This window comes from Streptacidiphilus carbonis, from assembly GCF_000787775.1.
GTDB classification, from domain to species: domain Bacteria; phylum Actinomycetota; class Actinomycetes; order Streptomycetales; family Streptomycetaceae; genus Streptacidiphilus; species Streptacidiphilus carbonis.
In genome coordinates, this window is sequence record NZ_BBPM01000012.1 from 62,369 (window position 1) to 82,615 (window position 20,247).

12 protein-coding genes and 1 tRNA gene are annotated in these 20,247 nt (G+C 67.6%); 8 read left to right on the top strand and 5 right to left on the bottom strand.

Translation table 11 applies throughout. The annotated features are described in order from the left end of the window. Nucleotides 1-116 precede the first annotated feature (116 nt). Entirely contained in the window at nucleotides 117-1,895 is a 1,779-nt protein-coding gene (locus TR46_RS11910; protein ID WP_052432728.1) for a DoxX family protein, read from the top strand. Nucleotides 1,896-2,012: 117 nt separating this feature from the next. Here the strand turns inward: TR46_RS11910 and TR46_RS11915 are convergent, their stop codons facing one another. From TR46_RS11915 to TR46_RS11925, 3 genes are all read right to left on the bottom strand, one after another. Beyond that, nucleotides 2,013-2,777 carry a nucleotidyltransferase family protein gene (locus TR46_RS11915; RefSeq protein WP_236655307.1) on the bottom strand — a complete coding sequence of 255 codons (765 nt, stop codon included), beginning with the start codon at nucleotides 2,775-2,777 and terminating at the stop codon, nucleotides 2,013-2,015. Between the two features lie 161 nt (nucleotides 2,778-2,938). After that, entirely contained in the window at nucleotides 2,939-3,382 is a 444-nt protein-coding gene (locus TR46_RS11920; protein ID WP_042398269.1) for a hypothetical protein, read from the bottom strand. 177 nt (nucleotides 3,383-3,559) lie between these two features. Then, nucleotides 3,560-4,675 carry an ABC transporter ATP-binding protein gene (locus TR46_RS11925; RefSeq protein ID WP_042398272.1) on the bottom strand — a complete coding sequence of 372 codons (1,116 nt, stop codon included), beginning with the start codon at nucleotides 4,673-4,675 and terminating at the stop codon, nucleotides 3,560-3,562. A gap of 349 nt (nucleotides 4,676-5,024) precedes the next feature. On the opposite strand from TR46_RS11925, the gene TR46_RS11930 reads away from it, so the two are divergent. Then, nucleotides 5,025-5,101, top strand: a tRNA-Thr gene (locus tag TR46_RS11930). A 253-nt stretch (nucleotides 5,102-5,354) separates the two neighbouring features. On the opposite strand, the gene TR46_RS11935 is transcribed toward TR46_RS11930, so the two are convergent. Both TR46_RS11935 and TR46_RS11940 read right to left on the bottom strand, forming a co-directional pair. After that, a complete protein-coding gene (locus TR46_RS11935; RefSeq protein ID WP_201776395.1) occupies nucleotides 5,355-7,559 on the bottom strand; it encodes a UvrD-helicase domain-containing protein in 2,205 nt (734 codons plus the stop codon). Nucleotides 7,560-7,641: 82 nt separating this feature from the next. Then, on the bottom strand, nucleotides 7,642-9,345 hold the full coding sequence (locus tag TR46_RS11940) for a DUF6119 family protein (protein ID WP_169790643.1): 1,704 nt from the start codon (nucleotides 9,343-9,345) through the stop codon (nucleotides 7,642-7,644). Nucleotides 9,346-9,533: 188 nt separating this feature from the next. Here TR46_RS11940 and TR46_RS11945 point away from each other — a divergent pair, with 188 nt between their 5' ends. From TR46_RS11945 to TR46_RS11970, 6 genes are all read left to right on the top strand, one after another. Next, nucleotides 9,534-11,738, top strand: a complete 2,205-nt coding sequence (locus tag TR46_RS11945; protein WP_042398279.1) for an N-6 DNA methylase — start codon at nucleotides 9,534-9,536, stop codon at nucleotides 11,736-11,738. 98 nt (nucleotides 11,739-11,836) lie between these two features. Beyond that, nucleotides 11,837-13,882, top strand: a complete 2,046-nt coding sequence (locus tag TR46_RS11950; protein ID WP_042398282.1) for a type I restriction-modification system subunit M — start codon at nucleotides 11,837-11,839, stop codon at nucleotides 13,880-13,882. Then, entirely contained in the window at nucleotides 13,879-15,123 is a 1,245-nt protein-coding gene (locus tag TR46_RS39335; RefSeq protein WP_084718341.1) for a restriction endonuclease subunit S, read from the top strand. The genes TR46_RS11950 and TR46_RS39335 overlap by 4 nt, the downstream gene beginning before the upstream one ends. Continuing rightward, nucleotides 15,120-16,361, top strand: coding sequence for an AAA family ATPase (locus TR46_RS11960; RefSeq protein ID WP_042398285.1), 1,242 nt, complete (start codon nucleotides 15,120-15,122; stop codon nucleotides 16,359-16,361). Before TR46_RS39335 ends, TR46_RS11960 begins: the two co-directional genes overlap by 4 nt. Next, nucleotides 16,358-16,975: a DUF4276 family protein gene (locus tag TR46_RS11965; protein ID WP_042398288.1), complete on the top strand. Its 618-nt coding sequence runs from the start codon at nucleotides 16,358-16,360 to the stop codon at nucleotides 16,973-16,975. Before TR46_RS11960 ends, TR46_RS11965 begins: the two co-directional genes overlap by 4 nt. 2 nt (nucleotides 16,976-16,977) lie before the next feature. Beyond that, entirely contained in the window at nucleotides 16,978-20,190 is a 3,213-nt protein-coding gene (locus TR46_RS11970) for a type I restriction endonuclease subunit R (protein WP_042398292.1), read from the top strand. The last annotated feature ends 57 nt before the right edge of the window (nucleotides 20,191-20,247 follow it).

A 20,247-nucleotide genomic window follows, 5' to 3' on the forward strand; every position in this document is an offset into this window, starting at 1 on the left:
CTCGCCGCGCCGCCCCGTTCGGGCGTATGAGCGAGGGTTTCGGTGTGTGGCGGGAGATCCCCGGATCGGGTGACCCCCGGGGGTGTCCAAATGGCCTCTCGCTCGGTTAGTGAGGTGTGGACACCAGAACAGCTAACCGCCCTCAGGGGGGACGTGCCGAGGGGAGCGACGGTGACCCGGGGCTGTATGCGGTCAAGGTACCGACCGACCCGGCCCGGCTGAGCAGTACGACGGCGAGTTTCCGGGTGCGCCTCGGCGCCTCGGTGACCCCGCTGATCGACGCCCAGGTGGCCGCGCCGGCCTTCACCGCGCCCCCCGTCGACGCCTCCTACCCCGGACTGGCCCAGGATTTCTCCCCCGACCAGACGCAGCCGATGCTGGTGCTGACCCCGCTGATGGAGGCCGGCGCGCTGGCCGGCGCCGCCAGCCTCGCCGGATCCGGCGCCGGTGCCGGGTCCACGGGCTACGGCGGCGAGGCACGCCCCCGGCGTCCGCGCCGGGTCACCCCGATCACCCTGGCAGGCGGCGCGGCCCCGCTGCTCGACGCCGCCCGGATGGGCGGCGCGGGACCGGACGCCTCCACCACGGTGCTGCCGGTGCAGCAGTCGGCCCGCCCGTCGCCCACCACCACCCTCGACGGGGGCGCTGCGCGCCGCACCTCCTCTGCGGCCGAGACGCAGCTGATGCCGCAACTCCCGGTCCCGCCGAACGCCGGTGACGGCTACGGCCAGGGCCTGGGCCACGCCCCCGGCGGCTACGACGACGAGGTCACCTACGTCGGCGGCCGGCAGCCCTGGGGCTCCGGGCCGGAGTACCAGCTGGAGGCGCGGGAGTCCGGAGAACCGGTTCGCCACGCCTGGTACCCGGGCCGCCGGGTCGACCTGGGCCTGGTGCTGCTGCCGCTGCGGATCTTCCTGGGCGGCATCTCCATCTACGCCGGCTTCAGCAAGGTCTCCGACCCCGTCTACTTCGACGGCGGCGTCCGCGGCTCGATGATGCACTGGCTGCAGTCGCTGCACCCGTGGCCGATGGCCCAGCCGCTGATGCAGTTCGCCCTGGCCCACCCGGTGGGAGCCGGGCTCGCGGTGGCGTTCATCCAGATCGTGGTGGGCGTGCTGTCCATCCTCGGCCTGTGGCAGCGGCTGGCGGCCGGTACGGCGATGCTGCTGTCGGTGGCGCTGCTGGTGACGGTCAGTTGGCGGACCACCCCGGCCTACGACGCGCCGGACATCATCTTCCTGGCCGCCTGGAGCCCGCTGCTGCTGGCCGGAGCGCCGCTGTTCTCGCTGGACGGACGGCTGGCCATCGAGGCCTGGCACCGGCTGGGCGAGCGCACCCCGGTCTCGGTGCTGCGGCGGCGGGTGCTGCGCCGCGGCTTCGTGGTGGCGACCGTGGTGATCGGATCCACCCTGCTGCTGGGCTCGGCGCTCGGCGCGGCGGTGCGCGACCACCGGATCGGGACCACGGTCGCCCCGGACCAGTCCGGACTGCCCACCGACTACCCGAGCCCGGTCTACCCGAGCGGCGGCGCGCAGTCGCCCACCGGGCACGGCCCGGCCGGCTCGTCCTCGAAGGCGCCGTCCGCCTCGCACTCGCCCTCGGCGGCGCCGACGACGGCCGCTCCTTCGCACCGCCCGACCTCGCGGCACAGCGGCAGCACCAGCAGCGGCAGCTCGTCCGCCGGCGGCCAGGGCGGCAGCAGCCCCTCCGGCGGCTCCAGCAGCACGCCCTCGCACCACCACAGCAGCACGCCGTCGCCGAAGAGCAGCAGCGGCAGCACCAACGGGGTGATCGGCGGCCTGCTGGGCACCAGCGCCCCCGCACCGCTGCCGCTGCTGGGGATGCCCGGCAACGGCGCGGGCACCGGCGGTACCGGCGGCAACGCGGTCACCTGAGCGGGTCGCCTGAGCGGGGTCACCTTCGCCAACGGGAGCGGCCCCGGAACGACGACGATGTCGCGTCGTTCCGGGGCCGCTCTGCGTTTCACGGACCTGATCGGTGGAGCGGTGGACCTACTGGGAGTCGCGTGCGGCCGCGAGCTCCTTGGCGGCCTCGGAGAGGTCCTTGGCGGTGTCGATGGCGCGCCAGTAGACGCCCTGGGGCAGTTCCCAGCCGGAGAGCCGGCGTTCACGGGCCAGGCGCGGGAAGGTGCTGCGCTCGTGGTCGCCGAGGTCGGGCAGCATGCCCGTGAACGCGGCGGAGAAGACGTAGACGCCGGCGTTGATCAGGTAGGGCGACGGGGGAGCCTCGATGAAGTCGAGGACGTTGCCGAACTGGTCGGTGTCCACGGTGCCCCAGGGCAGGCGGGGACGGGCCAGCGAGAGGGTGGCGTGGGCGTCGCGCTCGGCGTGGAAGTCCGCCATGTCGCGGAGCCGGAAGCGGGTCCAGATGTCGCCGTTGGTGGCGTACCAGGGCTCGTCCTTGCGGGGGAGTGCGGCGGCGGCGAACTTCAGGCCGCCGCCCCGGCCGAGCGGCTCGGTCTCCACGACCGTGGAGACGGCGAGCGGGAGGTCGGCCGTCTTGATCCAGTCCTGGAGCACCTCGGCCAGATGGCCGCAGGAGATGACGACATCGGTCACGCCCTCCTCGGCCAGCCACTGCAGCTGGTGGCCGACGATCGGAATCCCGGTGCCCGGGATCTCGATCATCGGCTTGGGGCGGGTGTCGGTGTAGGGGCGAAGCCTGGATCCCTGTCCACCGGCCAGGATCACGGCCTGGGTCACCGGCGGGGACGAGAGCGGCGAGCGCTCCATGGAGGGGATGAGGTCAGCGGTCATGGGAAGAACCCTAGACGCAGCTGCGGTGCTCCCGTACCAGGGCCGGGGTCCGGTCCCGGGCACGGGAGCAGCAGGCGGGGCGGGTCGGCCCGCGGCGGAGCACCGTGGGGATGCGGTGCGGTGCAGTGAGGTGCGATGAGGTGCGGTGCGGCGGCCCGGCGTCAGCCCGCGGCGGAGAGGGTGCCGACGGCGAAGGAGCCGTCGCAGACGGGGCGTGCGTAGGACTGCGCGCGCTTCACGTCGCCGTGGTACTTGCGGACCGCGGCCTGGCCGAGGTCGCGGGCCAGGTCGGTGCAGTAGCGGGTCAGCGACGGCTGCTGCTGCATGGCCTTGGCCAGCTGGTCCAGGGCGGCGCCCGGGTCCTGCCTGTTCAGGGTCTGCAACAGGCGCGCCTGGAGCGCGTCCTGCGGGGTGGCGGCCTTCTGCTTCACCGCGTCGGCACTGCTGTTGCCGGAGGTGCTGCTGGAGGCGGCCAGGACCTGCTGGTCGCCGGAGCCCGAGGGCGCCCAGGGGACGCGGGTCACCGCAAGGGTGCCGGTCGTGACGAGGACGACGGGCAGGACGAAGGCGAGGGTCTTGCCGAGGCGGTTCGCTAGCTGCTTCACGACCGAGATGCTAGCGATGAGTAATGATATGGCGACATTCAGTCACTCCAATGAGTGACGTCGTGTCCGTAATATCCGGGTATCGCGGCGAGTGGTGGGGGCAAGCAGACGTCCCCGACAGCCACCAGGGCTGTCGGGGACGTCTGCTGACTACCCGTCGGTACGCGGTACCGCCCGTCAGTCGCTGAGGCGGGCGCCCGAGGAGGTGGAGAAGACGTGGGTCTCGCCGGAGCGCGGGACCACGTGCAGGACCTCGCCCTTCTGCGGGACGGCGCGGCCGCTGACGCGGACCACCAGGTCCTTGGACTCGTCGCCGACCTTGGCGGTGCCGTAGACGTAGCCGTCGGCGCCGAGCTCCTCGACGACGTTGACAGTGACGGCCAGGCCCTTGCCGCCGTCCTTGGCCAGGGCGTCGCCCTCGCCGACCAGGTCCAGGTGCTCCGGGCGGACGCCGATGGTGACGGTGCGGTCGCCGGCGGCGGCGGCCTCGTCCACGGCGGTGCGGGAGACCGGGATGACCGACTCGCCGAACTTGACGCCGCCGTCGGCCAGCGGGACCTCGACCAGGTTCATCGCGGGGGAGCCGATGAAGCCGGCCACGAAGAGGTTGGCCGGGCGGTCGTACATGTTGCGGGGGGTGTCGACCTGCTGCAGCAGACCGTCCTTGAGCACCGCGACGCGGTCGCCCATGGTCATGGCCTCGACCTGGTCGTGGGTGACGTAGACGGTGGTGATGCCCAGGCGGCGCTGGAGCGAGGCGATCTGCGTGCGGGTCTGCACACGGAGCTTGGCGTCCAGGTTGGACAGCGGCTCGTCCATGAGGAAGACCTGCGGCTCGCGGACGATCGCGCGGCCCATCGCGACACGCTGGCGCTGACCGCCGGAGAGCGCCTTCGGCTTGCGGTCGAGGTACTCGGTCAGGTCGAGGATCTTGCCGGCCTCCTCGACCTTCCTGCGGATCTCGGCCTTGTTGACGCCGGCGATCTTCAGGGCGAAGCCCATGTTGTCGGCGACGGTCATGTGCGGGTACAGCGCGTAGTTCTGGAACACCATGGCGATGTTCCGGTCCTTGGGGGGGAGGTGGGTGACGTCGCGGTCGCCGATGCGGATGGCGCCGCCGTTCACGTCCTCCAGGCCCGCGAGCATTCGCAGGCTGGTCGACTTGCCACAGCCGGAGGGGCCGACCAGGACGAGGAACTCCCCGTCGGCGATGTCCAGGTCCAGGGCGTCCACGGCCGGCTTGGTGCCGCCGGGGTAGATCCGGGTGGCCTTGTCGAAAGTCACCGTAGGCATGCTGCTGCTCTCCTTCACCGGCAGGAACGTGCCGGACGATCCGAGTAAAGGCGGATGGTGGTTCGCCCCCTCCGCGTACCCGCCGTGCCGACCCGCCGGAGCGGCGCGGTGCGATGCGCTGATGAGGTCTAGTCCACCCGTGACAGGTGAACTGCAGGTGACGCTACCTGCCAGGATGCGCCCCTGTCAGTACCTTCTCGGCACCCAAAATGACCACAGTCGTCGCTTATAGCTACACAAATCCCACCAATCCAGACACCCACCCCTCCCAAAACAGCGGACAACCCCACCACCCCGCCCGGTAGACTGCCGTCTGGTCCTGCCGTGGCACGCTGCGGACAGGCACCACGCCTCCTTAGCTCAGCTGGCCAGAGCAACGCACTTGTAATGCGTAGGTCGTCGGTTCGAATCCGACAGGGGGCTCCACAGAATCAAACTTATGGCCTCTGAACTGCGGTTTTTCGTCACCAGGGGGCGGGAATCGGAACCTTCGACCTGTGCATTGTCGGCATCCGCCGTTGGTCCGTGGGGGTATGAGCGGTCGATTTGCGGCCTCAGGACGTGCCGTTTGGCCGTTCTTGTCCGGATCTGGTTGGCGGTATGAGTGGACTCTTCGTAGGGGAGGCCAAAGGGAGGCCATGCTGCCAAGGGGTTGCCCGGGGATGCTCGGACAGATGGCTCAGCCTAGGAACGAACTCGGATCCCCGTGCCAGGAGACCCGAAGCACCTCCCGCGCGCGGGTGCTCGCGACGAACAGCAGCCCGAGTTCTGTCTGTAGGTCCTCCTGGTGCTGCTGAGCGTCGATCTCGACCGCAGTCACAGCGCTGCGCATGGGGACGATTCCCTCGCTCACACCAGCCACCGCCATGCAGCGGAACTCCAGGCCCTTCATACGGTGCATGGTGCCGATGCGAACTCCGGCTCCGTCTGCGACTGTGTCGCCGGTGAGCACGACGGCGTCGATGCCCTTCCTCTTCAGCGCGGCGGCAAGGTCCCGTCCCAGTTGCACAACGCGCACGCCGACCCCGATCTCGCCCGGTTCGACCCCGGCGGCGATCCAGTCTCCGATCGCACAGGCCAGACCCTGCAACTCCTCGGCCTTGTTCGGGTAGCCCTGGGTGAGGGGCTCGGCACCGTGGAACGTCGACCGGTAGCCGTCGAGTCCCTCCAGGCCGCCGTCCATGTCGTCCGGGAAGAAGGGCTGATCGGCCGGTGGTGTCTTGATGGCTGTATCCAGGGCGTTGGCACTACTGACTCCCCCAGGACGGCGGGTGAGGAGGGAAACCGCCCACGCGGCGATCTCATGCGTACTGCGGTAGTTGATTCGGAGCTGGAACGACCGGCCGGCGACCGGGATACCGAGACTGCGCAGTGAAACTTTGTTGCCATAGATCCGCTGATGCGTGTCGCCTGCCAGGAACAGATCGTTTGCTCCCTCTGCAACGGACGCACGCAGCAGCCGCCACTGGGCTGGGTGCAAGTCCTGTGCCTCGTCGACCACCACATGCCGAAAGCGTCGCTGTTCCCCCGCTGCAGCGCCGGAGTTGAGGATGCGCGCCGCCGCCGCGTTCAACTGGAGGACCGTATAGCGGTCCTCCTGTCGAACTTCTGCGGTGAACGCCTCGACCGCGCGCCAGACCCGGCCGCGCTGCAAGGGACCGAGAGCCGCTCCACGCCCGGCGCGGGACGCCTTGAGATAGGACTCCGCACTCTCCAGGTCCTGCGCCAGGAACACATGACGCCACTCCTGGTCCAGGAAGGCGTCCGTGAGGTTCAGGTTCAACCGCTTGGCCGCGCGTGACCAGCGGGCGGCGATCTCCCGCTGGTCGGTGAGGATGTTCAGCTTGGTCTTGCCGCGCTGCTCGCGAACCACCTCGTAGGCGAAGGCGTCGACATTGACGACACGGATCCGGCGCGACTGCTCCGGGTCGGTGACCAGCAGCCGGATACTGCGTTCAAGCTCGGCGGCGAGGTCGCGGGTGAAGGTGGTGAGCAGGACGGCCCCGTCGGGCGCGTCTTTCGGCAGCCGCGCGGCGAGGTGCGCCGCGCGGTGCAGCGCGACGACGGTCTTCCCGGTGCCGGGGCCGCCTGCCACCCGCGCCGGACCGCTGAACGCTGACCGGTAGGCAATCCGTCGCTGGCTGGGGTGGAGGAAGATTCGCCAGGTGTCGAACGGTCGCTCAAGCAGCTCCATAAGCTCGGCCGGACCGGAGACCAGCGCGATGCGGCCCTGAGCCCGGTTCATGGCTGCGGTCAGGTCGTCCGGAACGTCGCCGTTTGCGGCCAGAGCGGCTGCCTCAGCCTCCTGCCCCGCAGCGAGCTGGACCTGGACGACCTCTTGCCAGACCTGTTCGGGGCTCATCCCGGCGGCCAGCCCGCAGAGCACGTCGTACTGGTGCTCCGGCAGGAACGGCCGTGTGCTGTCCAGTAGTTCCTCGGAGTGGATCTGCCGGGACAGCACAAGCACAGCTTCGTCGATCCCCAGTCGGCGCAGGTCGGCGTCCGAGACGTGTGCGAGCAGCGCGGCGGTGGCCGGGGAGCCGACGACGGTCTTCCTGAGACCGTCGCTCAGGCGCTCCAGAGCGAGATCATCGCGGATCTCGATGCCCTGGGTGGCGGCGTTGAGCGAGGCTCGGTGGGTGAGGGCCCAGTCGATCGCGTCGTCATGGGGCAGCACCTTGAGCAGGAGGAAGCTGCTCCCCTGCTCCGGAGCGAGGACGACTCCCCGGTAGAACTTGTCGATCCGCATGGTTTTGAGGCGGGCATCGCGCCCGTGGTTCAGCTTCTCCAGGTGCGCGCCTGCGGCCGAGGTGTGCTCGAACTTGTCCAGGGCCTCCACGACCCGCTTCTGGACGTGCCGCTCCAGGCCGGCGAACTCTTTCATGAAGTCACGGTGGAACCCGAGCGAAGGCATAGTGGCGCTTCCCGCCTCTCGGAGCTGGGGTGGAGGTGCTGCGTCGGCAACGTTACTGATCTACAGGGGAGTTCAGCGGAGGATGCGGGCGATCTCGACCTCGGCGTTCATCGCCCTGAGCCGGCGCACCGCCTGGAGCAGTGAGACCTGCGCGAACGCGAAGAGCGAGTCCACCGTGATCTCCTCGCCCTCCTTGAGGAGGATGCCGAAGACGACCCGGAGCGAGCCGAAGTCCTGGAGCAGCCGGTGGTCCGGGGGTGTGCGCGGCCACCTGGGCGAGGAACTTGGTCCGGACGGCCGTGTCGCTGCGCAGGGCCTCGACCGCGGCGACGCCCTGGGCGAAGAGATGGTTCAACGGTGCCGTACTGGAGGGGGCCTTCTTGACGCAGATCAGCTGGTTCTCCGGACCGAGGAGGTCGCAGATCTCCAGGCCGCCGCCGTTGAACTTCTTCGTGACGATGCCCTTCTTGTCGAACAGAAGGTAGCCCCTCTGCTTCGCCGCCTCGGCGTTGTACCAGCCTTCGTCGTGCGAGTCCTGGCCCTTCACGATCGGGCCCTTCGGCCAGGGCGGCAGGGTGACAGTGGACGGCTCCGCGAAAAGTTCGGCGAGCTCCTCCTCCAGGGTGGTAAGGAATCCTGCGCCGACCTCGAACCACTTGCCCTGACCGAAGAAGAAGCGGTCCGTGTCGACCGGGACGTCGGCGATGAGCCACTCCTGCCCGGTAGTGGCAGCGCCGAGCGGGGTCCGGAGGTCGTCGTCGCTGAACATGACGACCCGGACCTGGCTGAGTGCCTTCATACGGTCGCCCTCGGCCTGATCCTTCACGAAGCCCAGGAGCACGGACAGGTCAAGGTCGGAGACTTCCTGGACGCGGTCGCCCCGGCGGATGCGGAACGCCTGGGCGGATCCGAAGCCCTCCTGGCAGGAGTCCGGGACACCCACGGTGAGCCGGGGGCTGCCGAGATCGCCGAGCATCGCCTCAAGGACAGTCTGGGCCTGCACCACCTTCCGGCCCCGCTTGTCGAGAGTACGGATCCTCTCGACGAACCGCAGTTCTGTGAGCGGGTCCGGACGTGCGGAGACGGCCTCGATGGCCTCCAGGTCCTTCAGGAACTCCTCCAGGTTGGTGGCGAGCGGGAGCTTGATCGTCGACTCCGAGCACTCGATCCGGACCTGCCGCGCCTTGCCGGACTGCAGGGAGGTCAGCGGGATGCTGCTGACGGTTCCGCAGATCCGCCGCACTACGGCGCCGAAGCGATCCAGGCCGAAGCCGTCGATCCGCTCTCCGCGGGCGACCGAGTACTCGTCCACGCGTCCGCGGCCGTCCATGATCTGGTTGCGGATCTTGAGGATTCCGTCCTCGTCCAGGCAGCGGGTGGCGAACTGGAGCCCGAACTCGTCGTCGCGGTAGTACGGATCGAGCATGTGCTGGCCGACGCCATAGGTGAGGGCGTACAAGCCCTGCTTCGTACGCAGGAGCACCAGTCCGGCTGCGGAGTGGTTGCGCTCGTTCAGGTCTAGTCCGGTGATACGCGAGACGGCGTCGCACCAGTCGGCCCGGTCGCGGGGGATGCCGCCGTTGATCAGCAGGCCCTCGACGCTTTCCTGGACGAACTCCCTGACCTGGTAGTCGGGGTGGTTCAGGTAGCGGCTGCGGACGAGTTGGCGCAGCTCGACGGTTCCGCCGTCGGGGACAGTCAGCCGGTGGAGGGTCGACTTGCGCGTGCCGGACTGACGCTTCTGCTGCTGGGTCATGGCGGTCCTGCTCTCTTGGCTCAGTGAGTTCCTGGTGGGCTGTGTGATGTCGCGGCAGTGCCACCTGCTGGCACTGGAAGCCTCTACAGATAAGCATGACAATGAAAGCACTGTCAATCAACTTTTTAAGCTTGCTGTGTGGTGTAGTGTGTTTACTGTTCACGCCGAGAGGGGCAGGTTTCCAGGTCATGCCGCAGCAACAGCCAGCACCCCAGCCGACTGCGCAGGTCACCGCGTCCGAGATCTCCCGCATCGCCGGCGTCACGCGCGCCACCGTCAGCAACTGGAGGCGACGCCATGCCGACTTCCCTGCCCCTAGCGGCGGCACCGAGAGCAGCCCGCTGTACGACCTGACTGCCGTCCAGCGCTGGCTCCGCGAGCGGGGGTACACGTCCAGTGCTTCGCCGGTGGAGGATCTGCGGACCGCCTTGCGACTGACCGGTGGCGGAACACCGGCACGACGCTTTTTTCCGCTGCTCAGCGCGGCCACACGGCTGCTGGCAGAGCAGGTACCCGGGGGGTTCACAGCCCTCCCCGATGACCGGCTCGCGTCGCTTGCCAGCCAGGTCGTTGCCGACACTGATGCGGGCTTCGGCGCGAGTGAACCTGTCCAGTACGGTGCCGACGAAGCGACCGTCATCCGTGCCGTCCTCACCTCTGCGAAGGAAGCAGGTACCCGGCCCACACTCGATGTCTTGGCCGAGCGCGAGCTTGACGAGAGCGCTGCGACCGGGACCTATCAGACGCCTGCGGGTCTGGCGGCCCTCATGGCCGCCTTCTTGCCCGTCGGCACCGCGCGGGTCCTGGACCCGGCCTGTGGCAGTGGAACACTGCTGGTGGCGGCTGCGGAGCGCGGTGCCGGTGAGCTGTACGGTCAGGACACGCTGGCCCTGCAGGTGCAGCGGGCCGGTGTGACGCTCAGGCTGGCCGAGCCCGACCTTGAGGCTGACGGCGGTCGGGTGGCGCTGGCGGTCGGGGACAGCCTGCGTGCCGATGCTTTCCCCGAACTGCACGCGGACGCCGTGCTCTGCAACCCGCCGTACGGGGACCGCGATTGGGGACACGAGGAACTCGCCTATGACCCGAGGTGGGCGTACGGCGTTCCGCCGCGGTTCGAGTCGGAGCTGGCCTGGGTGCAGCATGCCCTCGCGCATGTCGAACCCGGCGGCCATGTGGTGATGCTGCTCCCGCCCGCACTCGCTTTCCGCACGTCCGGCCGCCGCATCCGCACCGAACTGCTGCGGAGTGGGGCATTGCGCGCCGTCGTCTCGCTCCCGGCGCGCGTCGCCTACCCGCTTCACATCGCGCTGCAGATCTGGATACTCCAGCGGCCGGAGCCGGGGGGTGCTGATCGGTCGTCGGTGCTGTTCGTCGACGGGGGCGAGGGTGAGACCGGGGGCGGTGCTGCAGGCACAGGGAGTGGGACAGGTACGGGGGCTGGTCGTCGTCCTACCTTCGACTGGCCCGGGTTGGCAGCGCGGGTCGTCCCGTTGTGGGCTGACTTTCGGGATCATCCGGAGAACTTCGCCGACGAGGCCGGTCTTGCTCGGGCTGTGTCGATCGTGGATCTGTTCGATGATGTCGTCGATGTCACGCCGGCCCGACATGTCCGGGCGACTGCCGCCGATATTGACCCCGAGTCACTTGCCCGGGAGGTAAGTGACCTGTACGGGCAGCTTCGGCGGAGCGTGGTTGAGCTGGGAGCGGCGAGTGAGGACGGGGAGTGGAAGCCCGCCGGGAAGGTAGGACGAGACTGGCGTTCGGCGACCCTCGCTGACCTGGCCCGCGGCGGTGCGCTCACGATCCTGAGAGGAGCGGCAGCGGGCGGACGGGACTCCGCCCGGGCCGGGAGCACTGGCGCGGGGGGAGTGAGCACCGACCGGAGGGCGTTGACAGCGCGTGATGTCGCCACCGGGAGCAAGCCGTCGGGCGCCGACGGGGATGCGCATCCGGACGCCTCACAGAGTGTTGCCGCTGGCGACGTGCTGGTGCGCGCGGTCTCCGGCGCGAGCGCGGTCGGGGACATGACGCGGGTGGCGGACGAGTCTGACGCAGGGGCGGCTCTGGGCTCCAACCTGCACCTACTGCGCCCAGACCCAGCGCGCTTGGACCCCTGGTTCCTCGCCGGATTCCTCGGGGCGGCCGACAATATCGCCGCAGCGTCCACTGGCAGCACCTTGGTCCAGGTCAACCCAGGTCGACTGCGCGTCCCGCTCATGCCGCTGGCGAAGCAGCGGCGCTACGGGGACGCCTTCAGACGCGCCCACGAGCTGCGCGTGCTGGCCCAACGCACAGCGGCCCTGGTGGAGGATACGGCAGCAGCGCTGACCACCGGTCTCACCGCAGGCGCGCTGCTGCCGCCGACTCCCGACGACACGCACGGATCTGCCTGAACTACCGCAGCCGGCAGGTCGATCGACCAGACTGCATGCATCCCGCCCGCCTCACCGATGGTGACCGGACGGAACCTGAAAAGAAACTGGGGAACCTCTTGAACAGCAGCAAGCACACGGAGCTGGCGAACCACGCCTGGTCCGTCGCAGATCTCCTGCGAGGCGACTACAAGCAGTCCGACTACGGCAAGGTCATTCTCCCGTTCACTGTGCTGCGGCGCCTGGAGTGCGTACTGGAGCCCACGCGCGAGAAGGTCACTGCGACCGCCGTGGAGGTGGTCGGGCGGGACCTCGACGAGGACCGCTTCCTGAGAAAGGCGTCCGGGCACGCCTTCTACAACAGAAGCTCACTGACGCTGAAGAAGATCGCCGGCGACCCGCAGAACACAGCGAAGAACTTGCAGCTGTACGTCGCGGCGTTCTCAGAGAACGCCCGCGAAGTGCTGGAGAAGTACGATTTCAACCAGCAGATCCGGAAGCTCGACAGCGCGAAACTGCTCTACGAGGTCATGGGGCGGTTCGCCGATCTCGATCTGCGTCCGGTGCTGCGTGACGCCGCCGGGAACGTGGTGCCGGCTGAGGACGGTCGTCCGGTTGAGATCGTCAGCAACCACCAGATGGGCTACATCTTCGAGGAACTGATCCGACGTTTCTCGGAGCAGTCGAACGAGACAGCGGGGGAGCACTTCACCCCGCGCGAGGTCATCAAACTGATGGTCAACCTGCTGGTCGCCCCAGACGCGGACGCGCTGACGCTCTCGGTCGCCGTCCGGAAGATCCTGGACCCGGCCTGCGGGACCGGCGGCATGTTGAGCGCGGCGGAGGATCACATCACCGCGCTCAACCCGAAGGCACGGGTGTCCGCCTACGGCCAGGAGCTCAACCCCGAGTCCTGGGCGATCTGCCGGTCGGACCTGATGATCAAGGGGCAGGATCCGGCAAACATCGCCTTCGGCAACTCTTTCAGCGACGACGGCCACAAGCGCGAGAAGTTCGACTACCTGCTGGCCAACCCGCCGTTCGGCGTGGACTGGAAGAAGGTGGAGGGAGTCGTCAAGGACGAGCACGAGCAGTTGGGGGAGTCCGGTCGCTTCGGTGCGGGCCTGCCGCGCATCAACGACGGCTCGCTGCTGTTCCTGCAGCACATGCTGTCGAAGATGAAGCCGGTGGACGTCCACGGGATGGGCGGATCGCGGGTCGCCATCGTCTTCAACGGTTCGCCGCTGTTCACCGGCGCGGCCGAGTCCGGTGAGTCCAACATCCGGCGGTGGATCCTGGAGAACGACTGGCTGGAGGCGGTCGTCGCCCTGCCCGACCAGCTCTTCTACAACACCGGTATCTCCACCTATTTCTGGATTCTGACGAACCGCAAGCGAATCGACCATAAGGGCAAGGTCGTGCTGCTGGACGCACGCGACTACTGGCAGAAGATGCGCAAGTCGCTGGGCGACAAGCGCAAGGAACTGAGCGACAAGCACATCCGCGACATCACACTGCTGTATGCGGAGGCGCTGCAGGTCGCCGCTGACCCGGAGCATGAGCTGCACGGGAAGGTGAAGGTCTTCAAGAACGAGGACTTCGGCTACCGCCGTATCACGGTCGAACGTCCGCTGAAGCTGAGGTTCGAGGTGACGGCGGAGACGCTGGAGGCGCTGGCTGAGGCCAAGCCGGTCCAGCGGTTGGCGCAGGCAGAGGAGTTCGTCGCAGCAGCGCGGGTGTTGGACGGACAGAGCTGGGCGACGAAGTCCGAGGCGTTCATCGCACTCAAGGACGCGGTGGTCGCGGCGGGGCTGCTGTGGCCGTCGGGCGCGCCGTTTACTAAGGCAGTGCGGGACGCAGTGGGGATTCGGGACGCAGAGGGGGAGGTCCAGATGGCCAAGGGATCGCCCGAACCAGACGCCGAGCTCCGGGACGCGGAGAACGTGCCGTTGGACGAGGACGTGGAGGAGTACCTCAAGCGAGAGGTTCTGCCGCACGTCCCGGACGCCTGGATCGACCACACGAAGACGAAGATCGGCTACGAGATCCCGTTCACCCGGCACTTCTACGTCTACCAGACGCCGAGGCCACTGGCAGAGATCGACGCGGAGCTGAGGTCGCTTGAGGCCGCGATTCAGGTGCTACTCGGGGAGGTGACGGAATGAGCCTTGCTTGGGATGTGCGTTTGAGGTGCGGGGCAGCGGTGCTCCCTGAAGGCTGGGAGGTACGGCGAGTGGGTGACCTGGTCAAGCTCGCAAACGGTTTCCCTTTCCCCTCGGAAAGTTTTGGGCCGAGCGGAAATGTACCGCTCGTTAGAATTCGCGACCTCGGCGACGGCCCGTTTGAGATGTTCGTGAAAAGTGAGGCCCCATCGACTGTGATGATCCGCGATGGTGATGTGGTCATCGGTATGGATGGCGACTTTAATCTAGTGCTGTGGAATAAGGGCTCGGCTGCTCTGAATCAGCGGCTTTGCATGCTTCGCCCTCGCCCGGGAGTGGATATTCGCTTCGTTGCTTACGCTCTGCCGATGGCATTGCGAATTATCAACGACCTGACATTTTCGACTACCGTCAAGCATCTGTCCTCATCTGACGTCCTGGGAGAGCGAGTTATGCTACCGCCTCTCGGTGAGCAGCGCCGCATCGCCGACTTCCTCGACGCTGAGACGGCTCGTATCGATCGTCTTGCATCCATGCGAGCGGCTCAGTTGGATCTGCTGGCCGAGCGGGAACGGGTAGCGTTGGATGAGGTGTTCGCTAAGGCCAAGTCCGTGGCAGACACGCGTCTCAAGTATCTGCTCGGGGTTCGCCCGCGGTATGGCGTGCTGGTGCCACAGTTCGTTGACGTCGGAGTGCCGTTTATTCGCGTGAATGACCTGTTGGACCTCGAAGGCCGGGCGTCCGGCCTACGCATGATCCCTGAGGACCTCTCTGTTCAATATGCGCGGACGGTAGTGAAGCCAGGCGATTTGCTGGTCAGCGTTGTCGGCACACTCGGACGTTCGGCAATCGCCACAGAGTCCGCTGCGGGAGCCAATATCGCTCGCGCGGTCTGCTCTGTTCGGGTTGCTGCCGACGTAGAGGTCGACTTGGTCCGAGCTTGGCTCGGGACGACGTCTTTCCAGAAGCAAGCAGTGGATGCAACGAGCACCGACACTGCACAGCCGACTTTGGGAATGGAGGACTTGGCGAACTTCACCATTGAGTGGCCGACAAGTACCGAGGAGCGCCGCTCGCTCGTGAATGCCATAATGGCGACACGGTCTGCTATGTCCCGGCTGAGGAGGGGGCTCGAGGTTCAGCGGACCCTTCTCGCCGAGCGCCGCCAGGCGCTGATCAGCGCCGCTGTCACGGGCCAGTTCGACGTGTCTTCCGCTTCCGGTAGAGGAGTTGACGTGACGTGACCGGTCAGCCAGCTGCCCCCACCCCCCGCCCGCCGTTCATCACGCGGGTACGCATTCAGAACTACAAGTCTATCGCTCAGTGCGATGTGACCCTCGGGCGATTCAATGTCCTGCTCGGTTTGAACGCTGCCGGCAAGTCGAACTTCCTTGACGCTCTCCGGTTCGTCCGGGACGCCCTAGCGGATGGTGCCGCCGAGGCCGTGGCGAGCCGGGGCGGCTTGGACGAGGTGCTGTGCCGAGTCCCCGCCCCGGCGTCCTCGGCGACGATTGCCCTCGAATTCCAACTGGAGGGGGTGTCAGGCGACCGTGAGATCGCCTGGGAGGGGCGCTACGAGATCACCATCGGGCACCCGCTGGGCAGCGGGGGGCCGAACAGGGGCGGCGTTCGTGTCGACCGGGAATTCTGCGAGCTGTACCGGCCTGGTCGGCCCGCGAAGAAGGAGCACCGCTTCCTGCAGCGCGACCGGACTTCGAAGAGTCGACGAGCGGGTCGTCTGGAACTGTCGATGCTCGGCGATACCGATCCGTTTGGTGATCTCCACTTCGCGCTCTCCGAGATGTTCTTCTACTCGCCTGACCTCAGCGAACTCCGGGCGCCGCAGCCGAAGACCGATGGGGACACCGAACTCGGCGAGGACGGCGCGGGCCTCGGTTCGTCGCTCGCGCGTCTCGGGCAGCAGGAGCGGAAGCGGTTGTCCGCCTATGTGGCTGCCATCGTGCCTGATGTGGTGGACGTGGGGTCGACCGATCCCGACGGCGACTACCTGGCAGCCCGGATGACGCTTGCCCCAGAGGGGAGCTCCGAGCAGTACGTCTTTCGTGCGGAGTCGATGTCGGAAGGGACTATCCGGGCGATCGGCCTGCTTACGGCCCTGTTCCAGCCGCCAGCCCGGGAGGGCTGGATTCCACTGATCGCCGTGGAGGAGCCAGAACTCGCCCTGCATCCGCTGGCGGCCGGCGTGCTGTACGACGCTCTCACCGAGGCAAGCGAGTATGTGCAGGTTCTGGTCACGAGCCAGAGTGCCGAGCTGCTGGACCGCAAGGAGGCGGACCTCTCGGACATCCGGGTGGTTGTCGCTGAGCGCGGCCTGACAGTCATCGGAGACGTGGACGAGGTGAGCCGCTCGATCGTCGCGGAGGGGCTGGCCACACCCGCTGACCTGTTGCGCTCGAATCAGTTCCAGCCCGTCGTCAAGCCGTTCACCCCAGCTTCAGCGCCCGAGGAGGCTGGCGAGTGAGCTCTACGGAGAAGGCCACGATCGCTTCGGTGGTCGAAGGCGAGGGGGAGCTGGGTGCGCTGCCTGTCCTCCTCCGTCGGTTGCTCTATGCCGCCGAGGTGTGGAACGCCGATGTCCTGCCGCCGTTCCACGTGGACCGTGGGCGGCTGGTGCGCCAAGGCGGGATCGAGTCCGCGGTGGATGCCCTCGCACGCCGGGTGCCCGTGGACGGGCCTGGTGGCGTCCTCCTCCTGATCGACGCCGATGACGATTGCCCCGCCGATCTCGGTCCCGCCTTGCTCCGACGGGCTGAGGCTACGCGGCCGGACCGTCGGATCGCTGTCGTGCTGGCTAACAGGGAGTTCGAGGCGTGGTTTCTGGCGTCGGCTCCGTCACTGGGTGGCAAAGCCGGACTTGACCACGGCTTGGATGTCCCGGCCAACCACGAGACCTTGCGCGACTGCAAGGGATGGCTTACCCATCACCGCGCCGACGGCAACCGCTACCGCCCTCGCGTGGATCAGTCTGCCCTCGCATCTGCGATGGACATCGAACTGGCTCGCCGCCACTCCGATTCATTCGACAAGTTCTGCCGTGACATCACCTATCTCATCAGCGGAAAACGGGGGGACTGACCATGCCGCCGATTCACAGCGAGGCCGCCTTCGGGCAGGCCATCGTCACGTCCATGACTGAGCACGGCTGGCGCGAGGCCCGACCGCAGGACTACCGGGCCGATCTTGGCCTGGACACCCATGAGCTGTTCACCTTCATCGGTGCGACCCAGCCCGATGAGTGGGGCGAACTGGTCACCACCCAGTACGCGGGCGACCCGGACGAGGCCCAGCGCGGGTTCGCCAAGCGGCTCGGTCAGGCGATCGCCGGCGATGGTCTGACCAAGGTCCTGCGCGACGGCGTCAAGGACCGCAGTGTCCACCTCCGGCTCGCGTACTTCCGGCCGAACCTTGTCGTGGACGATTCTGTCCTCGACAGCTACCGGGCCAACCGGCTCACCGTCGTCCGGGAACTTGAGTACGCCACCAAGCAGGCCGATCGGGGCAACCGGCTGGACCTCACCCTGTTCCTCAACGGCATCCCGGTTGCCACGGCCGAGTTGAAGAACCCGCTGACCGGGCAGGGAGTGGAGGAGGCGAAGCAGCAGTACCGCACCCAGCGGGACGCCAGCGAGCTGATCTTCACCAGCCGTGTCGTGGCCAACTTCGCCGTCGATCCCGACCTCGTCTTCGTCACCACGCGCCTCCGGGGGGCGAAGACCCAGTTCCTTCCGTTCAACACCGGCTCCGACGGTCCGGGGAACCCAGGCGGCGCCGGCAACCCGCAGCCGACCACGCCCGGCAGCTACTCCACTTCCTACCTGTGGGAGCAGGTCTGGCAGCGGGACAACTGGCTGGACTTGCTGCAGCGCTTTGTGCACCTCCACAAGGAGAAGTCCGGCACCGGTGGTCAGAAGCTGATCTTCCCGCGCTTCCACCAGTGGGACGTGGTCAAGAAGCTCACCGCTCACGCTGCCGTCCGCGGTGCCGGACACAACTACCTCATCATGGCCTCCGCCGGCTCGGGTAAGTCGAATACGATCGGCTGGCTCGCTCATCGGCTCAGCGACCTGCACACGCCCACCGATCCCACGGCGCTCGACCCGGCCGCGCACGCCGCCGGGCTCAAGCCCGGTGTCCCGGTGTTCGACAAGGTCATCGTCATCACCGACCGCCGTAATCTGGACGCCCAGCTTCGGGAGACGGTCGGCAGCTTCGAACAGACCGCCGGCCTGGTCGTGAAGATTGACGAGAGCCATGGAGCCAAGGGCGCGCAGCTCGCGCGGGCGCTGTCCCGCGAGACCGGGAAGATCGTCACGGTCACTCTGCACTCCTTCCCGGCGCTGCTGGACTACCTCAAGCGCAACCCGACCGAGATCCAGGGCCACCGCTTTGCGATCGTCGTGGACGAGGCGCACTCCTCCCAGTCCGGCGACGCCGCCACCGCCGTCCGGGCAGCCCTGCGCGATCTGGGCCTTGATGCTGACTCCGATGACGCGGGGGCGACCGAGGCCGTCCCTGTGGCTGTCCCTGATGACGCGCCCACCACCGTCACGGACCGGCTCAAGAACAAGGCCCTGCAGCGCTCCCGCGCTGCCAACCTCTCCTACTTCGCGTTCACCGCCACCCCCAAGGCGAAGACTCTCGAACTGTTCGGCGAACTCCAGGACGTCGATGGCGAGGCGAAGTACCGCCCCTTCCACACCTACTCGATGCGGCAGGCGATCGAAGAGGGCTTCATCCTCGACCCGCTTCGCAACTACGTCACCTATGACACCTACTGGAAGCTGGTCAACAAGAACCCGGATGAGCGCGAGGTCGACCCGAAGAAGGCCAATCCACTCCTGGCCCGCTACGCGCTGACCCACGACTCGACCGTCGCGCAGCATGCGCAGGTCATCGTGGAGCACCTCCTCGCCCATACCCGAGGGCGGCTCGGTGGGCGGGCGAAGTCGATGGTCGTGACGGCGTCCCGGCAGTCCGCGGTTCAGATGTCCCGCGCGGTCAAGAGCTACATCCAGGACCGCGGTTATGACGCCCGGTACCCGGATCTCGGTGTGCTCGTCGCGTTCTCGGGCTCGCTCACCTATGACGGCGAGGAGATCACCGAACCGAAGGAGAACGGTGGTCTGTCCGAGGGCGCGCTTCCCAAGGCTTTCGCATACACCCGCGCCGACGACAAGGCCGTGCGGGCCGGAGGTCCCGGCAAGCAGGAGTACCGCTTCCTGGTCGTGGCGGAGAAGTACCAGACCGGCTTCGACCAGCCGCTGCTGACCACCATGTACGTCAACAAGACGCTGACCGGCATCTCGGCCGTGCAGACGCTCTCGCGGCTCAATCGCACGGCCGAACGCAAGTCGCAGGCGGACCTCGCGGTCCTCGACTTCGTCAACGCGGCCGAGGACATCCAGGACGCGTTCCGCCCGTACTTCGAGGAGGCGCTGACTCTCCCCTCCGACCCGAATCTGCTCTACCAGGCACAGAGCAAGGTCATGGCTGCTCCCATTCTCACCGCGCAGGAGATGGACGAGTTCGCCGCCGCCTACTTCGCCGCCCAGGACGAAGCGAACGGCTCCTCCGTGAAGTGGGAGAAGCTGCATGCGGAGCTGTACCGGATGCTGTCCCCGGCAGTTGCCCGCTTTGAGGTGCTGCTGGACAGCGAGGACGAGGACGATCAGCAGACCGCTGAGGACTTCCGCGCGGATCTCAACGACTATGTGCGCAAGTACGGCTTTCTCGCGCAGATCGTCCCCTACCGCGACGCCGAGCTGGAGCGGTTGCACCTGTACGGGCGCTATCTGCTCAACCGGTTGCCGCGCCGCGCCGACGGCGGCGTCGACATAGGGGAGGTCGACCTCAGCCACATGCGGGTCGAGCGGACCGGCGAGTACGACATGGGCTTGACCGCAGAGGGCCCGACCGTGATCCGCAACATCGGAGACGGCGGGGGCGGTGCGAGCGAGCAGGAGAAGTCGCTGCTCTCACAGCTGATCGAGAAGTTCAACGACAAGTTCGGCACTGACTTCACCGAGCAGGACCTGCTGCCCGCCTTCAACGCCGCACTCGCCGACACCGAGGTTCGCCAGGCGGCCGTCGTCAACGACGAGGACAACTTCGGCAAGGTCTTCGACCAGGTATTCGCCGACAAGGTCGAGGACCACGTGGGTATCGTCACCGACCTCGGCAAGCGGTACTTCGCTCAGGACAAGGGCTTCCAGGCCAGTCTCAACCGCAGTGCCCGCCGGGCCGCCTGGCGGATGATCAGACGCGAGGAGGGCGTGGACGACGTCGCCTGACGAGCTTTTGGCCGCCCTCACGGTGGAGAGAGCGATGTAGGGCGGCCATCCACCGTG

Excerpts from the sequence above, each read along its gene's own strand:
- TR46_RS39335 (WP_084718341.1), top strand. The coding sequence starts at position 13,879 with ATGAGCCTTGCTTGGGATGTGCGTTTGAGGTGCGGGGCAGCGGTGCTC.
- TR46_RS11935 (WP_201776395.1), bottom strand. The coding sequence starts at position 7,559 with ATGAAAGAGTTCGCCGGCCTGGAGCGGCACGTCCAGAAGCGGGTCGTG.
- TR46_RS11915 (WP_236655307.1), bottom strand. The coding sequence starts at position 2,777 with ATGACCGCTGACCTCATCCCCTCCATGGAGCGCTCGCCGCTCTCGTCC.
- TR46_RS11970 (WP_042398292.1), top strand. The coding sequence starts at position 16,978 with ATGCCGCCGATTCACAGCGAGGCCGCCTTCGGGCAGGCCATCGTCACG.
- TR46_RS11940 (WP_169790643.1), bottom strand. The coding sequence starts at position 9,345 with ATGACCCAGCAGCAGAAGCGTCAGTCCGGCACGCGCAAGTCGACCCTC.
- TR46_RS11945 (WP_042398279.1), top strand. The coding sequence starts at position 9,534 with ATGCCGCAGCAACAGCCAGCACCCCAGCCGACTGCGCAGGTCACCGCG.
- TR46_RS11925 (WP_042398272.1), bottom strand. The coding sequence starts at position 4,675 with ATGCCTACGGTGACTTTCGACAAGGCCACCCGGATCTACCCCGGCGGC.